Below are 17,614 nucleotides of genomic sequence, written 5' to 3' on the forward strand. Positions count from 1 at the left end.
GTAGGCCAGCACCCCCTCACGTTCGTGGGCCGCGATCCGGATCACATCCAGCAGCCCGTCCTGGGTGTCGGCACTGGTCGCCATGCGCAGCCGGGGCCCGGTGGCCTTGGTGTTCATGACCTCCAGCAGTACATAGGGCATTTCGGGCAGAGCTTCGCCGTCCAGCGACAGCGCTACTGTTACGGGCTCGAACTCTCGAAGAGCCGAGCTGAGCGCCTGAGCAGCCCGCACCGGGCTCTTGCCTTCCTCGGGATCGTACTCGGCCATGACATCGGCAAAGGCTCCGCAGCCGCAGGCTTCCAGGAACAGGTCCTCACCCCACGGTGCGGTCACGCGTCCAACATCAAAAGGCTGGATCAGCGCGTTGCGGTAGGACGCGACCACCTCCAGGGGATGTCCCTGGACTCCGAGCATGCGGCCGATATTGTTCGCCGTACCCATTGGAATGACTCCCAGGGTAATATCCGGCCGGCCGGCAAGGTGGACGGCAGCGGCGCGAATGGTGCCGTCTCCACCCGCCACGAACACAGTGCCGTGAACGTCCGTGAGCGCGCGTTCCAGATCATCCTCGGAATCGGTGGCGCGGTAGACCGGACGAAACCCGAGCTTGTGCAGTTCTTCGACCAGGTGATCCGGCGAGCAGGTCTCGCTGCCTCCTGCATTCGTGTTGAAGATCAGGGTTGCAGTTCCCTGAAGGTCAAGGCGAGCAGGTGGTATGGCAGGACTCATACTGTGACTGTACTGCGGCGCACCGATGCAGATCTTGAGGAAATCTCGTTGAAGCGGGCGGCTCTGGAAAACCCAGTACCATGAGCTCGGTTCATGCCGTATCAGCGCGGCGTATGAGGCGGATTCAGTCCTCGGGCAGGACTGCGGTGCCCTGCTGTTTCTGCATGGCTGCCCAATCCTCGTAAGCCAGGGCGGGCAGCAGGACGAAACTGCCGACGAACAGGGAAGCAAGTGCTGCCGGTACACGGATAGGGCTGCGGCCGTTGAGAACCAGATACAGCGCTCCCAGGGTGCTGAGAGCGCCGATATCCATGAACATCACGCGGGCAAAGGGGCTGCGATTCAGGGTTTCAGCAGTGCTCAGGTCGCCGGGCCGTCCACGTCCTGCAACCGCCGACACCACCAGCAGCCCGAACAGGACACCGTAGAGCTGAAGCCGGGCAGGACCAGGGGTCCGGTACTTTTCGAGGGCATTCAGGCGGGTCATGTCCCAGCGTACCTTCTGATGGTCTGGATCACATTTATGCTGGCCGGTGCAGGGGCAGACTGGCTCATGTCCAGGCCTTCCTCTCGCGCGGCCCTGCTGGGTGCCGCCCTGCTGACAACCCTCGCCTGCGCCCAGGGTGCGCCCCAGGTCCGTTTCACTCCTTACGTGAGCGGACTGCGCAATGTGACTACACTGACCCACGCTGGCGACGGCTCGGGGCGGATGTACGCCACGTTGCAGGGCGGGCAGCTCCGGGTGATTCAGGGCGGCCGGCTGAGCCCGCAGGTTTTTCTGGACCTGAGTTCTCTGGTTCGCGCGGGCGGCGAGCGCGGGCTGCTGGGCCTGACCTTTGACCCCAGATACAAACAGAACCGTCGCCTGTACGTGCATTACACCGACCGCAACGGGGACACGGTTGTGGCGCGTTACACCGCTGCCGCCGACTTCAGCCGTGCCGATCCGCAAAGCGGTAAGACCCTGTTCACGGCCAAGCAACCCTATGCCAATCACAACGGTGGACAGCTGGAGTTTGGACCCGACGGCTTCCTGTACCTGGCGCTGGGTGACGGTGGTTCGGGTGGAGATCCTCAGAACAACGGACAGAATCTGGCCTCTCCGCTGGGCAAGATTCTGCGCTTTGACGTGCGCGGGGACGATGCCAAGCCGGCTCCCGGCAATCCCTTCCTGAATCGTCAGGGCGCCAACCCCAATATCTGGGCCTACGGACTGCGCAATCCATGGCGCTTTTCCTTCGACCGTCAGACTGGTGACCTGATCATTGCCGATGTGGGGCAGAACGCATTCGAAGAAGTCAACCGCCAGCCCCGTGCCAGCAAGGGCGGCGAGAACTATGGCTGGCGGGTGCGCGAGGCCAGTACCTGCTTTGAGCCGTCCACCGGCTGCCGCACCCAGGGCCTGACCGACCCGGTGCTGTCCTATGGCCGCAACGAAGGCCAGAGCATCACCGGTGGCTATGTATACCGGGGGAAGGCCATTCCCGCCCTGAAAGGACAGTACGTGTTTGGGGACTTTGCCAGCGGGACGGTCTGGGCTGCGCGCGCAGTTGGCACCACCTGGAATAAGGTCAAAATTGGTGAAGTGCAGAACCCGTCCGCCTTCGGTGAGGACGAAGCGGGCGAACTGTACGTTGCCGAGTATGGCAGTGGGCGTGTGCTGAAACTGGGGCGGTAGTACAGAGCAGACGTATGGCGAAAATTCCGGTGGTCAAGGTCACGACCAACCGAATAACCCCTTTGTTTTCGCTTCCTATGACTATTGTGCCACTTGGCTTTTAAGCCCATGTCAAATTCATGCGGAAATTGAGAGCGGATCAGCTACTTTGAAGGTGGGCCCTGAGAAATCTGCTTCCCTTCCATTGTTTGAGGTGATCCGTGTTCGCTGTGAAATCTCCCAAAGCCAAGGCCACATCGGCCGCGCAGCCACAAACCCCCGTGTTGCCCCCAAGGCAGACGCGGGTCGCTCCACTTAAGATTGCTGATCAGACGTGGACACGCAGCTTTAGTGGTGCGGCCAAAGGCGTAAATTTTCAGTTGCGTATTCGACGCGACCCTACCGGGCATCTTCATGCGCGGTATCAGGTCTCTCCTGGGCAGCGGAGTGAAGGGTGGCACCTGGAAGGGCAAGTGCGCGAGGATCATTCGTTTGTTCTGAAAGGTACAGAGAATGAAGCTGTCTTTGAGGGAAGATTCAGTCCGTCAGGACAACTGCTGAGTACTTCCTTCCGGAACAAAAAATTCAGCGTAGAAACTCTGCGCCTGATTCGCACTGGATCATCCACGCCAACAAAGGTCAGTCCTCGCCAGTCACATCTTGCTTCACCGGGCGAGACAGGTGGCAAGCACGTGTTGGTGCCTACTCAGACTGCCCCTTTACAAGCCGGTCAAGGTGGGATTTCTGCCTCAGATCCAACCTCAACTGAAAAGCAGTGGCAGGCCATAAAGACAGGCTTAAAGGGTTTTGACACCAACCCTGAAGTACAGCAGGCAATTTTATGGGGTGCACAGCAGTTGCAGGTCAATCCAAACGACTTGGCCGCCGTTATTGGTTATGAATCGGCTGGAACGTTCAGCCCAAATGTAGAAAATGAGGCGGCGCGGCGCAAAGGAAAGAAGGGGGCCGTCGGTCTGATCCAGTTCACACCGAGTATAGGCATTCCTGCGCTAAATCAATTTCTGGATACATTCGCCGGGCGGGCCAAAGCCAAACAGCTGGGTATTGCTGTAACGTCGGTGACCCGGGACGATCTGCTCAAGATGACACCGACGGAGCAGATGAAGTTTGTCGTGCTGTATTTCAGCATACCGATCAATCGCTTAGCGCCAGGCGATAAATATGATGTGATTTATCAGGAAATTCTGGCACCGGGCCGCGAATCGGAAATCTGGTACCGCGCGTCGGATAAGAACAGGAATTATGTCGATAACAGCCAGTTTGATGCGAACAAGGACGGATTAATTACGCGCCTGGAAGCTGCCAGTGAGATTCGGGAGCAGGGCTTTGTGACCAGCTACTTCAAACAGGTTCCAGTGCAGGCACAGGCCTCTGTTGCAGGGGTCTCTTCCGGAAACGGTGCCCAGGGACCGCTTGGAAACTCAGCTAGGCAGCCGACTCAGCATCCTGAAGTGGAGCATGTGCGTCCACAGTCACAACCAGGTGTCTTGCCACAAGACTTTGATAATCGGCTCACGCAGCAACTTGAAACCTTCACGGAGAAGTTTGTTTTCCCTGTGACCGTCAGCTGGCAGGTGGGACGGGAGAGAAAGTCCCGGGAGCTGATGATTCGCACGCCGTATTTCATCTTCAGTGGTGACATGAAAGCTGAAGTCATGGCCAATCGAGCGAAAATGAAGGCCACAGACCGCCAGGTCTTCAATCAGGCGCCTAAGTTGGCTACTTATGGAAAGGGGAGCCCCGAGGAAATGGCCAGTTTCACCCAGACACTGGTAAACATGAATCCTTTTGGCGTGTCAGCACAGAACATCACTGTAGAACTGATCACGGGCTGGCTAAAGAAATACGGTATTGGTGTGGACTGCTCCGGATTCGTAACTCAGGCGCTGGACTATGCGACGACCAATCTAGTCGGAAAGGACCCACACCTTGGTGATGCTGGCGTTCGCGAATACCGAAATTCTGGGAGTCTACATGGGAGCAAAGGGGAATTTAAAAGGGTGAATTCTCCTGCAGAAGTGAAGCCGGGTGACACGATGTGGCTCACCGGCCATATTCGCATCGTAACTCGCGTGGGGCCAGGTCCAGGCGGAAGAGGGATCCAGATGATGGTCGCCGAGTCCACGCCCAACGCACAGCTGCCTGCGTCCCTGGCTCAGGGCGGTGTGTACCGGATCGGGGTAGATAAGGCCATCTGGTGGTTTCCAGAGACCGACCGATTTACGTGGTCGGGTGTCAAGAAGAAAGTCAGTGGGTACAACTGGGGGGTGCAGCAAGACGACAAGTGGAAGACGCCTAACACGCTCAGTCAGGAAACGTTTTATTTCAGCCGTTATCAACCGCTGGAAGCAGGTCGCAAAAAGTGAATTTTAACTATAAGTGTCCCGAGGCGTTTCATCCCAACCGAATGAGAGCGCTTGTGGCTTTAGCAACCCTGCTAGGTCTGAGTGGGTGGAGCTTCGCTGCCCTGTCTCCCTTCATGCAGAACTTTGTCCATAGTTATGGCCTTAAGATTGTTTCGGAGCGCACGCACGTTGTTAGGGACTGGAAGGCAGTGGAACAGGTATTCCGGGCACCGTCGGGCGATGTCATGGTCCACTCGGTGACTCCAAGATTCGGCGGTCAGGTCACAACCGGAAGGTTCCTGAAGTATTCGTTTTCCAGTCCCAGAGATAACGTAACTGCCATTGAGATGCTCAAGGCTTTTGCGTTGGACGAAGAGGTTGATCAGCTGACAGCAGCAGGGCTTGAATCATGCCTGGAGCGGGCCCGTCGCCTTAAACCGCCGCAAGTCAAAACAATGCTGTGGCGTAAGGCAGGAAACGAACTGGTCAAAGTGTATTGCGGCGTGAGTGCTGTAACTGAGTATGTTGTCTTTGATGCTCGTGATTTGAGCTCTTCCTACTGGAGACTGAGGTCAACTTGGTAAGTTCTGTCAGAGGGTAAAAAGGAGAAGCAACGACGTATCACGTCGTTGCTTCTCCTTTTTACGTATCAGACGCCACGGTCTGTCTGAAGCTGATTGCTCATCCGCACTTGCTGTAGCCGCAGGCCTGGCACTTCAGGCAGCCCTCCTCACGGATGATGGCCTTCTCCTCGCACACCGGGCAGCGCTCGCGGGCCATGCCGTCCACACTCACGCCCTGGGCAGTGCTGGCAGCGGGCGCGGCGTCGGTGCTGCCCCCGGCCAGACGCGGAAGCTGCGCGGCGTCCATATCCTTCTGGAAGGTTTCGAGCGCCACGGCGATCAGGTCAGCCTTGCTGCCCACCAGACGGCCGTTGTAGCTGCCGTACAGGCCGCCGTTGATGCCACGCAGGGTCTTGACGATCGCCTGGGCCGGCACGCCGTGCTGCAGGGCGATACTGACCACGCGGCCCAGGGCTTCGCTGTCGGCGTTGGCTTCGTCACCGGCGCGGCCGCTGATGACCATGACTTCCACGGGCTTGCCGCCCAGCTGGTTGACGGTCACCAGGAAGCTGCGGCGGTGGCCGCTGGTGGGATCGGTCAGCTTGACCATGTCGGTGACGCCGCTCAGGCGGGTGGGCCGCTCGTAGTGCGGGCGGGCGGGGGCAGTAGCTGGAGCAGGTGCGGGTGTTACTGGGGCAGCGACCTCGGGCACGTGGGGAGCTTCCGCGCGCTGCTCGCCCATGACTTCGGCGGCAGCCTGAGCGGGCTGGTCCTCGGCCTTTTTCTCCTTCTTCTTGCTGGTGCTCAGCACCTGGAACTGGCGTGAGCCGTCGCGGTACACCGTAATGCCCTTACAGCCGGTCCGGTAGGCTTCGGTGTAGGCGTCCTGCACGTCCTGCACAGTGGCGTTGTTGGGCAGGTTGATGGTCTTGGAGAGGCTGTTGGCCGCGAAGCCCTCGGCATCGAAGGCCTGCTGCACGGCGCCCTGCATGCGTACGTGATCCAGGGGCTTGATATCGTGAGCGCACACGAACACCTGCTGCAGCGCGTCGGGGATAAACGGCAGCCCAACCACCGAGCCGTGGTTCTCGGAGACAGCCTCGGTCACCTTGTCCCAGTCCCAGCCGTCGCCCTGAGCCATACCGCTGGCGGGCGGGTAGCTGGAGAGCAGTTCCACGAACAGGGGGTGCAGCAGCGCGCGGTACTCGCTGCCGATCTTGCGCCAGATAAAAGGGGAGAAGACCGGCTCGATTCCGCTGGACACGCCCATCAGCATGCTGGTGGTGCCGGTGGGCGCCACGGTCAGCACCGCGACGTTGCGGCGGGGTGCGTGGGGCACCTTGCCGGGGTGACGCTCGTATACCGGGTAGACGCCGCGCTCCTGGCCCAGGCGCTCGCTTTCGGCAACTGCTTCATCACGCAGAGCACCCATGATCTCGGAGATGGCCTGACGACCTGCTTCGTTGTCGTAGCGCAGGCCCATCTTGATCAGGGCGTCGGCCAGCCCCATGACACCCAGGCCCAGGCGGCGCAGGTCCTGCGAGGCCACGCGGTTGTCTTCCAGCGCGAACACGTTCACGTCCAGCACGTCGTCCAGGAAGCGCACGCAGGTGCGGACATCCGCGCGGAAGGTAGGGTAGTCGAAGTCGCTGCCCTTTACATAGGCGGCCAGGTTGATGGCCCCCAGGTCGCAGGGCTCACCGACGGTCAGCGGAATCTCACCGCAGGGGTTGGTGCTGCGGATCTCGTAGCGCGCGCCGAGGTTTTTCAGCGCGGAAAATTCGTTGACGCGGTCGTTGAAGATCAGCCCCGGTTCACCGGTGCTCCAGGCGTGCTGGGCGATCTCGTTCCACAGCCACTGCGCCGGGATGCCGGTCTTGCCACCGCGCAGGGTGTAGACCGGCACGCCGCGGGCGTCGTCCTCGGCGCGCACCGGGAGTTCGGGCAGGGTGCCGCTGAACTTGCCTTCCTGACGGGCCAGGTAGTACTTCCCGGGCACCTCCTGCGCAGCCACCGGCCATACGCCGCCTGCTTGCAGGGTGTCCCAGAAGGCGCTGCTGACCAGAATGCTGATATTGAAGGTGCTGATGTCGCCCTCGGCGGCCTCGCGGTCCAGGTCCTTGGCGGTCAGGAAGTCCAGCACGTCGGGGTGCTCGATGCTGATGGTCGCCATACCGGCGCCGCGCCGCGTTCCGCCCTGACGCACCACGCGCAGGACCGGGGCGTATACGAAGCGCAGCGTGTTGATGGGGCCGCTCTGCTCGGCGCCGCGGTTGGCCCACTCCAGGAAGTTGTCGAAGATTTCCAGCAGGAAGCTGACCGGGCCGCTGCTGGTGCCGCCGGACCCCTTGATGGGCGCGCCTTCAGGACGCATGCTGCTCAGGTCGATGCGGGGCTCCAGGCTCAGCTTGGCATCCTCGGCCACCTTGCGTGCCGCGCCGATAATGCCGGCCATGTCGTCGGGAACAGGCTGGACGCCTTCAGGGAGAGCGCGGACCACCGAGACCCCGTTGGCTCGCGCCAGGGCCACCAGTTCCGGGCTGACAACCTGTCCGTACACCACACGGGACCAGTTGCGCACGGCGACCGGCTGCTTATCGCCGTCCGGCTGGGTCGGGGGGCGCATCAGGCCTTCGATAAAGTCCTGCACGTCCGCGTGTGCGGCGCTCATGTAAGCCCAGCCGCGCACGCCCGCGTCCGGACGGCTGCCCTCGCTGCGGGGGTGATACACGTCCAGGTTCACGCCGTTGCCGCCGCCGACCTTGGTGACCAGGGCGAGCTTGCGGGCCACTTCCATCACGCCCTCGAAGCTGCTGGGCTCGTGCTCGGTGGCACCCTGCACAAAGCAGTTCAGGACGTTGCCGTGCTGTGTGCCGGCCCCAGCCAGGACCCGTCCACCAGGGCAGAACTTCTTCTCGGCCATCAGGTCGAAGTAGGCCTGGGCCCAGTGCTCGCGCACGCTTTCCTGCTCAGCCCCCGCGACCCAGTTGGCAATGCGGCGGAACATACCACCCACGTCACCGTCGGTGGGCTGCAGGTACTGCCGCTTGGCAATGTGCTGGGCGTTCTCATCGAAGTTGGTCAGGGGCTGGGCAGAAAGGGTGGTCATGGCAGCAGGGCTCCTTGGAATGACGGACGAAAAATGGCAACAGAACACCTGCACCTCGCTTTATTGGAGGCAGCAGGAGTAAAGATCAGACACCGTCTGGTGTGGAATGAATGTAACAGACCGCCGGATCGCATACAAGGAGTTGTACTTTGCCCCTGAACGGGGTACAAGATACGGACCTACCGGCTGATCACGTAAAACGGCGTCCTGGACAGAGTTTAAGACTTTATGAAGATCAGATCTCAGTCATGACGTTCGGCTTTGGCCTCGCGTTCCATCAGGCTGGCAATGCCGGCCTTGGGGGTCCATTCGCCCCGGGTCACCTGAGCGACTGCCCGCACGATGGGCAGATCGTGACCGTGGGCGGTCGCCCAGGCGTCGAGCAGCCCGGCCGTCCGCAACCCCTCGACGACCTTACCTCCCTGACCTGGATGCTCCCCGCGCGCGATGGCTTCACCGGCTGCTCGGTTACGGCTGTGGCGGCTGGTGGCCGTGGCCACCAGATCACCCAGGCCGCTCAGCCCATAGACCGTGTCCTCGTGGGCCCCCAGAGCCACCAGATACCGCTGCATCTCCCGCAGGCCCCGCGTGATCAGGGCAGCCTTGGCATTGTCGCCCAGACTCATGCCGTCAACCATGCCGGCCGCCAATGCGATCACGTTTTTCAGCACGCCGCCCAGTTCCACGCCTATCACGTCGGTGCTGGTGTACACCCGCAGGCTGGGCGTCATCAGAGCCGACTGTACGGCCAGGGCCAGCCCCTCGTCATCGCTAGCGACCACGGTGGCCCCGGGTAACCCACGGGCAATCTCCTCAGCGTGATTGGGGCCACTCAGAACGGCCACACGCGCAAAACCCATGTCCCGGGCCAGTTCACTCAGGCGTCCTCCATCCGGGGCAAGCCCTTTGGCGCACAGCACCACACCCAGCTGTCGGGGCAGCGCTTCCAGCAGTTCCAGGACACCTACGCTGGGCACCACCACCAGGGCGAAAGAGGCCTGCCGGACCGCATCTTCCAGGTCGGCTGTGACCTTCACAGCCTCCGGCAGCGTGACGCCGGGCAGATACTCCGCGTTCACGCGAGTCTGGGTCAGCTGCGCGGCGAACTCCGGCCGCCGGGCCCACAAACGCACCGGTGCGGACCGGGCGGCGTTGATCGCCAGGGCTGTGCCCCACCCCCCAGCTCCCAGGACCGGCAGGTCCGGTGACGCGTTCACACCCCCTCCTTCCAGGCGAACACCCAGACCCTCGCCACGTCAGGGGCCGGGTCAGCGTAATCGGGGTATTCAACAATCTCAAAGCGAGTAAAACCTGCCCGGCGAAGCAGCGGCTCCAGATCCTGGGGGTCGTAACCCCGCTCGCGGTGAGTTTCCACGAACTCCTGCTCGCCAAGCCGGCAGAAGGCCTGCACCACGCCCAGATCAGCTTCAGGGTCGTAGTGGTGTGACCAGTGGTAATGCACCTCCTCGCCTCCGGGCAGCGGCGCCAGTCCTTCAATGGTGTCTCCCTCCCACAGCTCACGCACGCCCAGGCGGGTATTGACGTCAAAGGCCAGCAGACCACCCGGAGTCAGGTGGGCCCAGGCGCGTTCCAGGGCGGCTCCCAGGTCTTCGGGCGTCAGCAGGTTGTTCAGGCTGTCGAAGACACAGGTCATCAGCCCGAAGCGCTCCTGCAGCTCAAACGTCCGCAGATCCCCCTGCACGAAAGGCACGTCCGGCAGCCGTACGCGCGCCTCCCGCAGCATCTCGGCACTGCCGTCGAGCCCGGTGACCCGCAGGCCAGCCTTCAGCAGTTCCCGCGTAAAGCCGCCGGTTCCGCACGCCAGGTCCAGCGCGGTAACGTCCGGCACAGGAACCCCACCATCGCGTGCATACGACAGAACAAAATCAGCCCAGTGGTCGTACTCAACGTCCGCCATGATCGCGTCGTACACCGCGGCGAGCGCAGTAAAAGGCGGCCTCTGCATGAGGGCAAGTATAGGCTCCGCTTTTAAAGGCTCCGTCAGGTACCGACAACGAAATGAGGTGGTTCTGAGGTCAATGGGAAGAGAAGGGCCCTGGCCCCGCTGTTCCGGCGCGGCTACCGTAAACGGGCAACAGTTGACATTGCCGTTGTTTCACCCTCTTTCAGGAGGTCCACCCATGAAACGCATGCTTGCTCTCGCCGCTCTCGGCACCCTGACCCTCAGTGCCTGCACCCTGGCCGGTAACCCTCTGCGTAAAGACGTGACCGGGAACCTCAAGGGGTTCAACCCCAACCAGAACATCCGTCTGGCCATTGTCGGCTTCAGCAGTGCCGGGCAGTACACCGCCGACGGCACCCAGAGCCAGATCATCGACAAGTACCTGACTGGCGGCTTTGCGCTGGACCTGCCCACCAACCTGCCCTACGGCACTTACCGTGTGGTGGCCTTCCGTGACAGCAACAACGACGGCCGCTTCAATACCGGCGATGTGGTTCTCAGCCGCGACAACGGCAAGCGACTGGTCTACAGCCGCTATGACAACCAGTTCTACCGTGGCACCACCAGTGGCTGGAACATCTACAACCCCAGCAACAACACCGCGCAGACCCTGACGCTCGACAATTACGACCTCGAAGCGCTTTGACGCGGACAGGCTAAAAAAGACAGGGAAATGCAAAGGAGAGGCCATGCGCCTCCCTTTCTTTTCTGGTTGCTGTCGCCTCCTGCTTCAGGAACCCAGCAGGGTCTCCAGTTGCGCTTGGCGGGTTTCAAGCAGATCGTCGGAAACCACAGGGTCACCCGCCACAACCTCCGTTTCTGCCAGCGGCACCCAGCTCACGCAGCCCAGCATGCCTGGAGTTTCCGGCAGGGTCAGGGGCTGTAACAGCGGCCGCACCCGCAGCAGCAGCGCATGTACCCACGGGCGGTTGCGGTAGTGAAACCGCCGCTCGATGGCTCCGGCAGTTAGGGCCTGCCAGGATTCGAGCGCCAGAGCCTGCTCCAGCGCCTCGACCTTGTGGACGGCGACCACCTCAGCCAGCGCTGGAAAGTGAATGGTGCCGGGCGAGGGATCGGGGCGCAGGAGGTTGTGGTACGGCGGCTGCAATTCGGCTGGGTTCTGATGCAGGAAGGTCGGATACAGCAGAAACTGACGGTGCTCGACCTCAAAGCCGTCATGGGTTTCCATGATGCCGCCCTTGCGGATCAGCAGGGCTATGCGGCCCTGGGAGAGTAGCTGGCACTGGGCGTCCCATTCCTTGAGTGCAGACAGCGGCATAAGCAGAGCATAGCCGGGTCGTGGGAGCATGTACCCGGCAGATTGCCTGTGTCTGGCCGGTGAGTCCGCCGGCTTTTGGCCTGCATCTTCATGGTTGGGGGGGCGTCCGCACCCAGGGGGGGCAGGTCAGGGTGGTATGCTTTCAGGCAGTTCAGCCCGGGGCAGCTTGCCTCTCCGGGCGAATGGGCGCCCACCGCCCCAGTTTTATTTCATCTTGGTCCGTCCCGCGCACAGGCCGGCAATCTGGCCGTGGCCGGGACGTGCACCTGAGGAGAGCTCTGTTTGGAACTCACGCCACGCGTCCCCCCACACAGCAACGACGCCGAAATCAGCGTGCTGGGCAGTATCCTGCTGGACAACGATACTCTGTCGCAGCTGGGCGATACGGTTGCCCCGGAGATGTTTTACCGGGAAGGCCACCGCAAAATTTTCACCGCCATGCGGACCCTGCAGGAGCGCGGCGAGCCGGTTGATCTGGTTACCCTCAGCGAGGACCTGAGGGTCAAGGGTCAGCTTGATGAGGTGGGCGGTCTGACCTACCTGATCGGCCTGTCGGATCAGGTGCCCACTGCCGCGTACGCCGAGCATTACGCTCGGATTGTGCAGGAGAAGCACACCCTGAGGCAGCTGATCAGTGCCTCGGGCAAGGCGATGCAGCTGGCGTACGACGCCCAGCTGCCGCTGGAAGACCTGCTGGACCGCGCCGAGAAGATGATCTTCGAGGTCGCTGAGCAGAAGAAGAAAGGCGAAGCTTTCCAGGCGATGGGCGAGGTCGTCCACGACACCTTCGAGTACATCACGCTGCTGCATGCCAACAAGGGCATTCCCGACGGCGTCAGCAGCGGCTTCCGTGACCTGGACGAGCAGATCTCGGGATTGCAGAAAGGCAGCCTGAACGTGCTGGCTGCCCGCCCGTCGATGGGCAAGACGGCGTTTGCCCTGTCCATCGCGCAGAATGTGGCGCTGCGCGGTGAGAAGACGGTCGCGGTGTTCAGCCTGGAAATGCCCAGCGTGCAGCTGGCCCTGCGCATGCTGTGCAGTGAGGCGCGCGTGGACATGAACCGCATCCGCAGCGGACAGCTCAACGAGCGTGACTTCGAGCGGCTGGCACACGCGGCCGGCCGCCTGGCCGAAGCGCCGATGGTCATTGACGACGAGCCGGACCTGACCCTCAACGGCCTGCGCAGCAAGCTCAGACGTATCGCCGCGCAGCACGGTCAGCTGGGACTGGTGGTCATCGACTACCTGCAGCTGATGTCGGGCGGCAAAAGCAATGGCGGCAGCGACAACCGACAGCAGGAAATCAGCACCATCTCGCGAGGGCTCAAGGGACTGGCGCGCGAGCTGGAAGTCCCGATCATCGTGCTCTCGCAGCTTTCGCGTGCGGTGGAGCAGCGGCCCAATCACCGACCCATGCTTTCGGACCTGCGTGAGTCAGGAGCTATCGAGCAGGACGCGGATATCGTGATGTTTATCTACCGCGACGAGTACTACAACAAGGAAACCGATCAGCAGGGCATCGCGGAGATCATTATCGGCAAGCAGCGCAACGGCCCCGTAGGAACGGTCAAGTTGCAGTTTCACAGTGCGCACGTGCGGTTTAACGACCTTGCGCCGGAGGGCGTGTAATGGCCGAGGACCAACTCAAGGGCGCAACACAGGGCGGAGCGCAACGGCGGCGCCGGCGCCGCCGCAATCCACGTGGACCAACTACCCCCCAGGCACCTGTGCCGGGGCAGGTCACGAACGTCACAGCGGTGCCGGTGGTGGCTGCTCCCAGCAAACGCGGCCAGAAGCGGCCGCTGGCCGCCCCCCGAATTGGTGTGGGCTGCATCGTCCTGCGGGGCGAGGAGATTCTGCTGGTGCGCGAGCGGGGCCGCTGGTCCTTGCCCAAAGGTGGTCTGGAAACCGGCGAGCTGGTGCAGGACGGCGCGCGGCGCGAGACCTACGAGGAAACTGGCCTGGTCGTGGAATTGCGTGACCTGGCGTTCATCGTGGAATTCCAGGCGCAGACCTGGGGCCACCACCTGCAGTTCTTCTACACTGGCCGGGAAGTCGGCGGGAACCTCCAGCCGCGTGATCCGGACCGCGACGTGCAGGAAGCCCGCTTTGTGCCGATCCGTCAGCTGCGTGAGTTCATCCGCTTCCGGCCGCGCCTTGTGGCCCTGGAGACCTGGCTGCGCGAACGCCGTCCACGTCACTTTGTCTTCAATCTGGACAAGGAGCCGGCGATGCTGCGCAAACGCCGCAGGGTGGGTGTTGGAGCTGTAGAGCCTGACATGCCCAACGATCCGGTCGAGGAAGCCGACCTGTAAGCAGGAACCAGGGGCCCGAGCGGCCCCTGAAATCTACATCTTTATTCTGCTAGTATCAGAATATGAACCGCTCATTCCGTATGCGCCGTGCGGGAAGCGAGCCCGCTCAGGCTTTTCCAGACAGTGGGCGCGGCTACCGGCACGCCTGTCCCAGCTGTGGGCAGAATCTGACCCTTTATGACCTGCGTGACGGTGACCAGGCCTACTGGTGCGACCCCTGCGGCAAGGGCCACCGCGCCAGTGATCCGCCGCCAGGAGCACTGCAGCCTCTCCCCGACGTCAGCTGAGGGACTTGCGCCCGCAGCAGGAACGCTATGCTGAAGAACGTATGACCTCCGAGCGCCCACCTGTTCTTGCCCCCCATGCCCTGGCAGGGCAGGTGATTGCCGTGACTGGCGCCGACCAGGGCTATGGCCGACTGGTGGCCTCCAGCCTCGCCCGCGCCGGGGCCAGCGTGGTCTTGATCGGCAACAACAGTGAAACGCTCGCTGCTGTCGCCAGCCAGCTTGAACTTGCTGGCGGCACCGCAGTGCCCATCAAGGCCGACGTTGCCGTGCCGCTGGACTGGCTGAGCGCCCAGACCCGGATTCTGGAAATCTTCGGCGCGCTGGCCGGGGTCGTGCATGTGGCGGACAAGCGTTCTCAGACCAACTTTACGTCGCTCAGCGAAAACGAGTGGATGGACCTGTTCAACTGCAATGTAAAAAGCAGTGTGGCCATAGCCCAGATCCTGCGCCGGCGGCTGCCAGCGACCTGGCTGACCCTGATTGGCCCGCACCTCGACGAGCGGGGCCTGCAGGTGCATCCGCAGCGCGGAGCCTTGCGGGGCCTGGTAACGGAGGCCCACGCCGAGGAGCTGCGGATCAACCTGCTGCTGCCCTCACGGGCCTGCAGCGGCGACGAAGTTCTGGACGCTCCTGTTGGCCAGACTGCAGTGAGCCTAGCTTTGCCGGTCATGAGTCACCTGCGCGGCAACGTGATTGATATTCCGCTGCCTCCTGCGCCGAAAATCCGGATCACGGATCCACAGCTGCTGTGAAGTGTCCTTACTGCTCGGCACCCGACAGCAAGGTCGTGAATTCACGGCCCAGTGATGACGGAGCCAGCATCCGGCGCCGGCGCGAATGCCTGAACTGTGCGCGGCGCTTTACGACGTATGAACGCGCGCAGCTCGAGCCCCTGATGGTGGTCAAGCGCAGTGGTCCGCGTGAGGCCTTCAACCCGGACAAGCTGCTGCGGGGCCTGACCCTGGCCACCGAGAAACGTCCGGTAGACGCCGACGCCCTGCGAGCCTTTGCTTACGGCTTTGAAGACGACGTGCAGGCCAGCGAGATTCATAGCGAGGAGATCGGCAAGCGGGCCATGACTTTCCTGCGGCCGCTCGACGACGTCGCGTATATCCGGTTTGCCAGCGTATACCGCGATTTCGACAGCCTGGAACGGTTCATCGAGGAAATTCGCGGGCTCAAGGACCAGAGCTAAAGCACGACAACGCCCGCGCACCCTGGTCAGGAAAGCAGACATGCCGTTCATGGGCCAGGGACACGAAGACCTGACACCTCCAATGCTGTTGAGGATTGCAACTTTCTGATCCGCGCAGCAACAAGGCCGTATACCTGAAATCCAAGGGTTTCAGGAGTGAACAGTCATGCCAGTTTCTGTCACGTCTCCCACCACCTCAAGTTCATTTCAAGCGACAAAAAAGCCGCGTCCAGTCGATGCGGCGCGGCTTTTCTGTCGTCTGGTCTACTTCTTGCGCAGCCAGTGCTGAACGGTGCCGACCACGCCGCGGCGGAAGAACAGCACCACCAGGACGAAGACCAGTCCAGTGACGATTCCGACCGGGAGGTTGGCGGTGGTAAGCACGTCACGCAGCAGCAGCACCAGCCCGGCGCCGATCACCGGACCGAAAAGGGTGGTGGTGCCGCCCAGCAGCGTCATCATCACGACCTCGCCGGAGGTGCGCCAGTTCACCACTTCCAGGCTGACCACGCCGTGCCCGAAGCTGTACATGCTGCCCGCCAGTCCCGCCAGCGTTGCGCTGATCAGGAAGGCAGTGAACTTAAAGCGCACCGGGTTGTAGCCGATGCTCTGGGCACGCTGTTCGTTGTCGCGCACGGCCTGCTGCGCCTGCCCGAAGGGACTGCGCACCGTGCGGTAGGCGATGTAGAAGCCCACGGCGAATACTGCCAGACAGAAGTAGTAGCGGGTTGTGGAGTTGCTGAAGTCGAGGCCCAGGAAGCTCGGGCGTGCGAAGCCCTGCAAGCCGTTCTCGCCTCCCGTGACATCGGTCCACTGCAGTGCCAGGAACGACAGCATCTGCGCGAAGGCCAGCGTGATCATGGAAAAGTAGATGCCGGCCGAGCGCACACTGAGGTAGGCGACCGGGAGGGCCAGTGTCAGCGCGACCAGCGTGCCTCCGAGCATAGCCACCGGTACGCTCTGCCCGTTGGAGAGCAGATAGGCCGTGGCATAGGCGCTGCTGCCCCAGAAGGCCGCGTGCCCGAAGGACAGCAGACCCGAAAAGCCAAACAGCAGGTCGAAGGCCACCGCAAACAGACCCCAGGCCAGGATGTCCAGAGCCAGCACCGGGTAGATCAGTTTGGGCAGCACCAGCAGCAGAATGCCCAGGCCGATCAGCCAGGCGGCGCGGGTGGTGCGTTCGCGGTCGGTGCGGGCCGCAGTGCGTGGAAGTACGGTCATCGTGCACCTTCCGGCAGGCCGAAGAGTCCGCTGGGCCGGATCAGCAGCACCACAGCCATCAGGATGAAGACCAGAGTGTTGGCAATCGGTGGGTATAGGGCCGAACCGATGGCCGCAAGGACACCCACCGCGAAGCCGGTCACGACACTCCCGAGGATGCTGCCCATCCCCCCGATGACAACCACGGCGAAGGTGGTGATAATCAGCTCAGCGCCCATGTACGGCTCGACCGAGTAGATCGGCGCGGCCAGCACACCGGCCAGTCCAGCGAGGCCCACGCCCACCGCGAACACGCCCGTGACCCACTTGCTCACGTCAATGCCAAAGGCGCGGGTGACAGTCGGATTCTCGGTGCTGGCGCGAATAATAGCTCCCACTCGGGTTTTCTCGATGACAAACCAGGTGATCAGGCAGACCAGCAGGGCCAGGACAATCACAAACAGGCGGTACTTGGGAAACATGGTGAAGCCCAGATTCACCACTCCCGACAGCTCGGCCGGCGGAGTATACGGCGCGCTCGACACCGCGAAGCGGCTGAGCATGACCTGCTTGACCAGGTCCTGGGTGAGCAGGGTCAGGCCAAAGGTCAGGAGCAGGTTGTAGCTGGGCTCCAGGCCATACAGCCGTGACAGCAGCCCCCGTTCGATGATCATGCCGATCAGCCCTACAAGGAGGGGCGCAATGATCAGTGAGGGCCAGAAGCCCAGACCGAACAGCTGCCCCAGGGCAAAGGCCGTGAAGGCACCCAGCATGTACAGCGCGCCGTGCGCGAAGTTCACGATGCGCAGCATCCCGAAGATGACAGCCAGCCCGAGTGAAAGCAGTGCGTAGAACGCGCCGTTGACCAGCCCGTTAAACACCTGAATCAGAAAATATTGCAGTGTCATTCAGTGGTTTCCAGAGGTCGGGTGTCCGGGGCCGGGGAAGCGC

17 protein-coding genes (1 of these 17 only partly in view) are annotated in these 17,614 nt (G+C 62.2%); 9 read left to right on the forward strand and 8 right to left on the reverse strand.

Annotated features, from left to right (window positions below):
• A protein-coding gene (locus tag DEIDE_RS02660; RefSeq protein WP_012692418.1) for a diacylglycerol/lipid kinase family protein crosses the window boundary here: on the reverse strand, positions 1–729 show its 5' portion. The gene continues 237 nt to the left of window position 1, outside the view; 729 of the gene's 966 nt are visible here — the first part of the coding sequence; the start codon lies at positions 727–729; the stop codon falls past the left edge of the window.
• Between the two features lie 124 nt (positions 730–853).
• Complete coding sequence (locus tag DEIDE_RS02665; RefSeq protein ID WP_012692419.1) at positions 854–1,216, reverse strand: hypothetical protein; 363 nt, start codon at positions 1,214–1,216, stop codon at positions 854–856.
• 66 nt (positions 1,217–1,282) lie between these two features.
• On the opposite strand from DEIDE_RS02665, the gene DEIDE_RS02670 reads away from it, so the two are divergent.
• From DEIDE_RS02670 to DEIDE_RS02680, 3 genes are all read left to right on the forward strand, one after another.
• Positions 1,283–2,407 (forward strand): PQQ-dependent sugar dehydrogenase, encoded by a 1,125-nt coding sequence (locus DEIDE_RS02670; protein WP_041227366.1) that lies wholly within the window; start codon positions 1,283–1,285, stop codon positions 2,405–2,407.
• 452 nt (positions 2,408–2,859) lie between these two features.
• Positions 2,860–4,773 (forward strand): hypothetical protein, encoded by a 1,914-nt coding sequence (locus DEIDE_RS02675; protein WP_162485386.1) that lies wholly within the window; start codon positions 2,860–2,862, stop codon positions 4,771–4,773.
• A gap of 113 nt (positions 4,774–4,886) precedes the next feature.
• Positions 4,887–5,336, forward strand: a complete 450-nt coding sequence (locus DEIDE_RS02680) for a hypothetical protein (protein ID WP_162485387.1) — start codon at positions 4,887–4,889, stop codon at positions 5,334–5,336.
• Positions 5,337–5,433: 97 nt separating this feature from the next.
• Here DEIDE_RS02680 and DEIDE_RS02685 read toward each other — a convergent pair whose 3' ends face one another.
• The 3 genes from DEIDE_RS02685 to DEIDE_RS02695 form a co-directional block, all read right to left on the reverse strand.
• Positions 5,434–8,424, reverse strand: coding sequence for an adenosylcobalamin-dependent ribonucleoside-diphosphate reductase (locus DEIDE_RS02685; protein ID WP_012692423.1), 2,991 nt, complete (start codon positions 8,422–8,424; stop codon positions 5,434–5,436).
• A gap of 242 nt (positions 8,425–8,666) precedes the next feature.
• On the reverse strand, positions 8,667–9,641 hold the full coding sequence (locus tag DEIDE_RS02690; RefSeq protein WP_012692424.1) for an NAD(P)H-dependent glycerol-3-phosphate dehydrogenase: 975 nt from the start codon (positions 9,639–9,641) through the stop codon (positions 8,667–8,669).
• Positions 9,638–10,390: a class I SAM-dependent DNA methyltransferase gene (locus DEIDE_RS02695; RefSeq protein ID WP_012692425.1), complete on the reverse strand. Its 753-nt coding sequence runs from the start codon at positions 10,388–10,390 to the stop codon at positions 9,638–9,640. Before DEIDE_RS02695 ends, DEIDE_RS02690 begins: the two co-directional genes overlap by 4 nt.
• Before the next feature lie 175 nt (positions 10,391–10,565).
• Between DEIDE_RS02695 and DEIDE_RS02700 the strand changes: the two genes are divergently transcribed.
• Positions 10,566–11,033 carry a hypothetical protein gene (locus tag DEIDE_RS02700; RefSeq protein WP_012692426.1) on the forward strand — a complete coding sequence of 156 codons (468 nt, stop codon included), beginning with the start codon at positions 10,566–10,568 and terminating at the stop codon, positions 11,031–11,033.
• Positions 11,034–11,117: 84 nt separating this feature from the next.
• Here DEIDE_RS02700 and DEIDE_RS02705 read toward each other — a convergent pair whose 3' ends face one another.
• Positions 11,118–11,666, reverse strand: coding sequence for a DUF1802 family protein (locus DEIDE_RS02705; RefSeq protein ID WP_012692427.1), 549 nt, complete (start codon positions 11,664–11,666; stop codon positions 11,118–11,120).
• A 282-nt stretch (positions 11,667–11,948) separates the two neighbouring features.
• On the opposite strand from DEIDE_RS02705, the gene dnaB reads away from it, so the two are divergent.
• The 5 genes from dnaB (at position 11,949) to nrdR (ending at position 15,463) form a co-directional block, all read left to right on the forward strand.
• The gene (gene dnaB, locus DEIDE_RS02710; RefSeq protein WP_012692428.1) at positions 11,949–13,295 is read left to right on the forward strand and encodes a replicative DNA helicase; all 1,347 of its coding nucleotides are present in this window, start codon (positions 11,949–11,951) and stop codon (positions 13,293–13,295) included.
• On the forward strand, positions 13,295–13,981 hold the full coding sequence (locus tag DEIDE_RS02715; RefSeq protein ID WP_012692429.1) for an NUDIX hydrolase: 687 nt from the start codon (positions 13,295–13,297) through the stop codon (positions 13,979–13,981). Before dnaB ends, DEIDE_RS02715 begins: the two co-directional genes overlap by 1 nt.
• A gap of 62 nt (positions 13,982–14,043) precedes the next feature.
• On the forward strand, positions 14,044–14,268 hold the full coding sequence (locus DEIDE_RS02720) for a hypothetical protein (RefSeq protein WP_012692430.1): 225 nt from the start codon (positions 14,044–14,046) through the stop codon (positions 14,266–14,268).
• 41 nt (positions 14,269–14,309) lie between these two features.
• Positions 14,310–15,020: an SDR family NAD(P)-dependent oxidoreductase gene (locus DEIDE_RS02725; RefSeq protein WP_012692431.1), complete on the forward strand. Its 711-nt coding sequence runs from the start codon at positions 14,310–14,312 to the stop codon at positions 15,018–15,020.
• Positions 15,017–15,463, forward strand: a complete 447-nt coding sequence (gene nrdR, locus DEIDE_RS02730) for a transcriptional regulator NrdR (RefSeq protein ID WP_012692432.1) — start codon at positions 15,017–15,019, stop codon at positions 15,461–15,463. The genes DEIDE_RS02725 and nrdR overlap by 4 nt, the downstream gene beginning before the upstream one ends.
• 264 nt (positions 15,464–15,727) lie before the next feature.
• On the opposite strand, the gene DEIDE_RS02735 is transcribed toward nrdR, so the two are convergent.
• Complete coding sequence (locus DEIDE_RS02735) at positions 15,728–16,684, reverse strand: branched-chain amino acid ABC transporter permease (RefSeq protein WP_012692433.1); 957 nt, start codon at positions 16,682–16,684, stop codon at positions 15,728–15,730.
• Positions 16,681–17,571: a branched-chain amino acid ABC transporter permease gene (locus DEIDE_RS02740; protein ID WP_012692434.1), complete on the reverse strand. Its 891-nt coding sequence runs from the start codon at positions 17,569–17,571 to the stop codon at positions 16,681–16,683. Before DEIDE_RS02740 ends, DEIDE_RS02735 begins: the two co-directional genes overlap by 4 nt.
• Between the last annotated feature and the right edge of the window lie 43 nt (positions 17,572–17,614).

The organism is Deinococcus deserti VCD115, from assembly GCF_000020685.1.
In the GTDB taxonomy this organism is placed as follows: Bacteria; Deinococcota; Deinococci; order Deinococcales; family Deinococcaceae; genus Deinococcus; species Deinococcus deserti.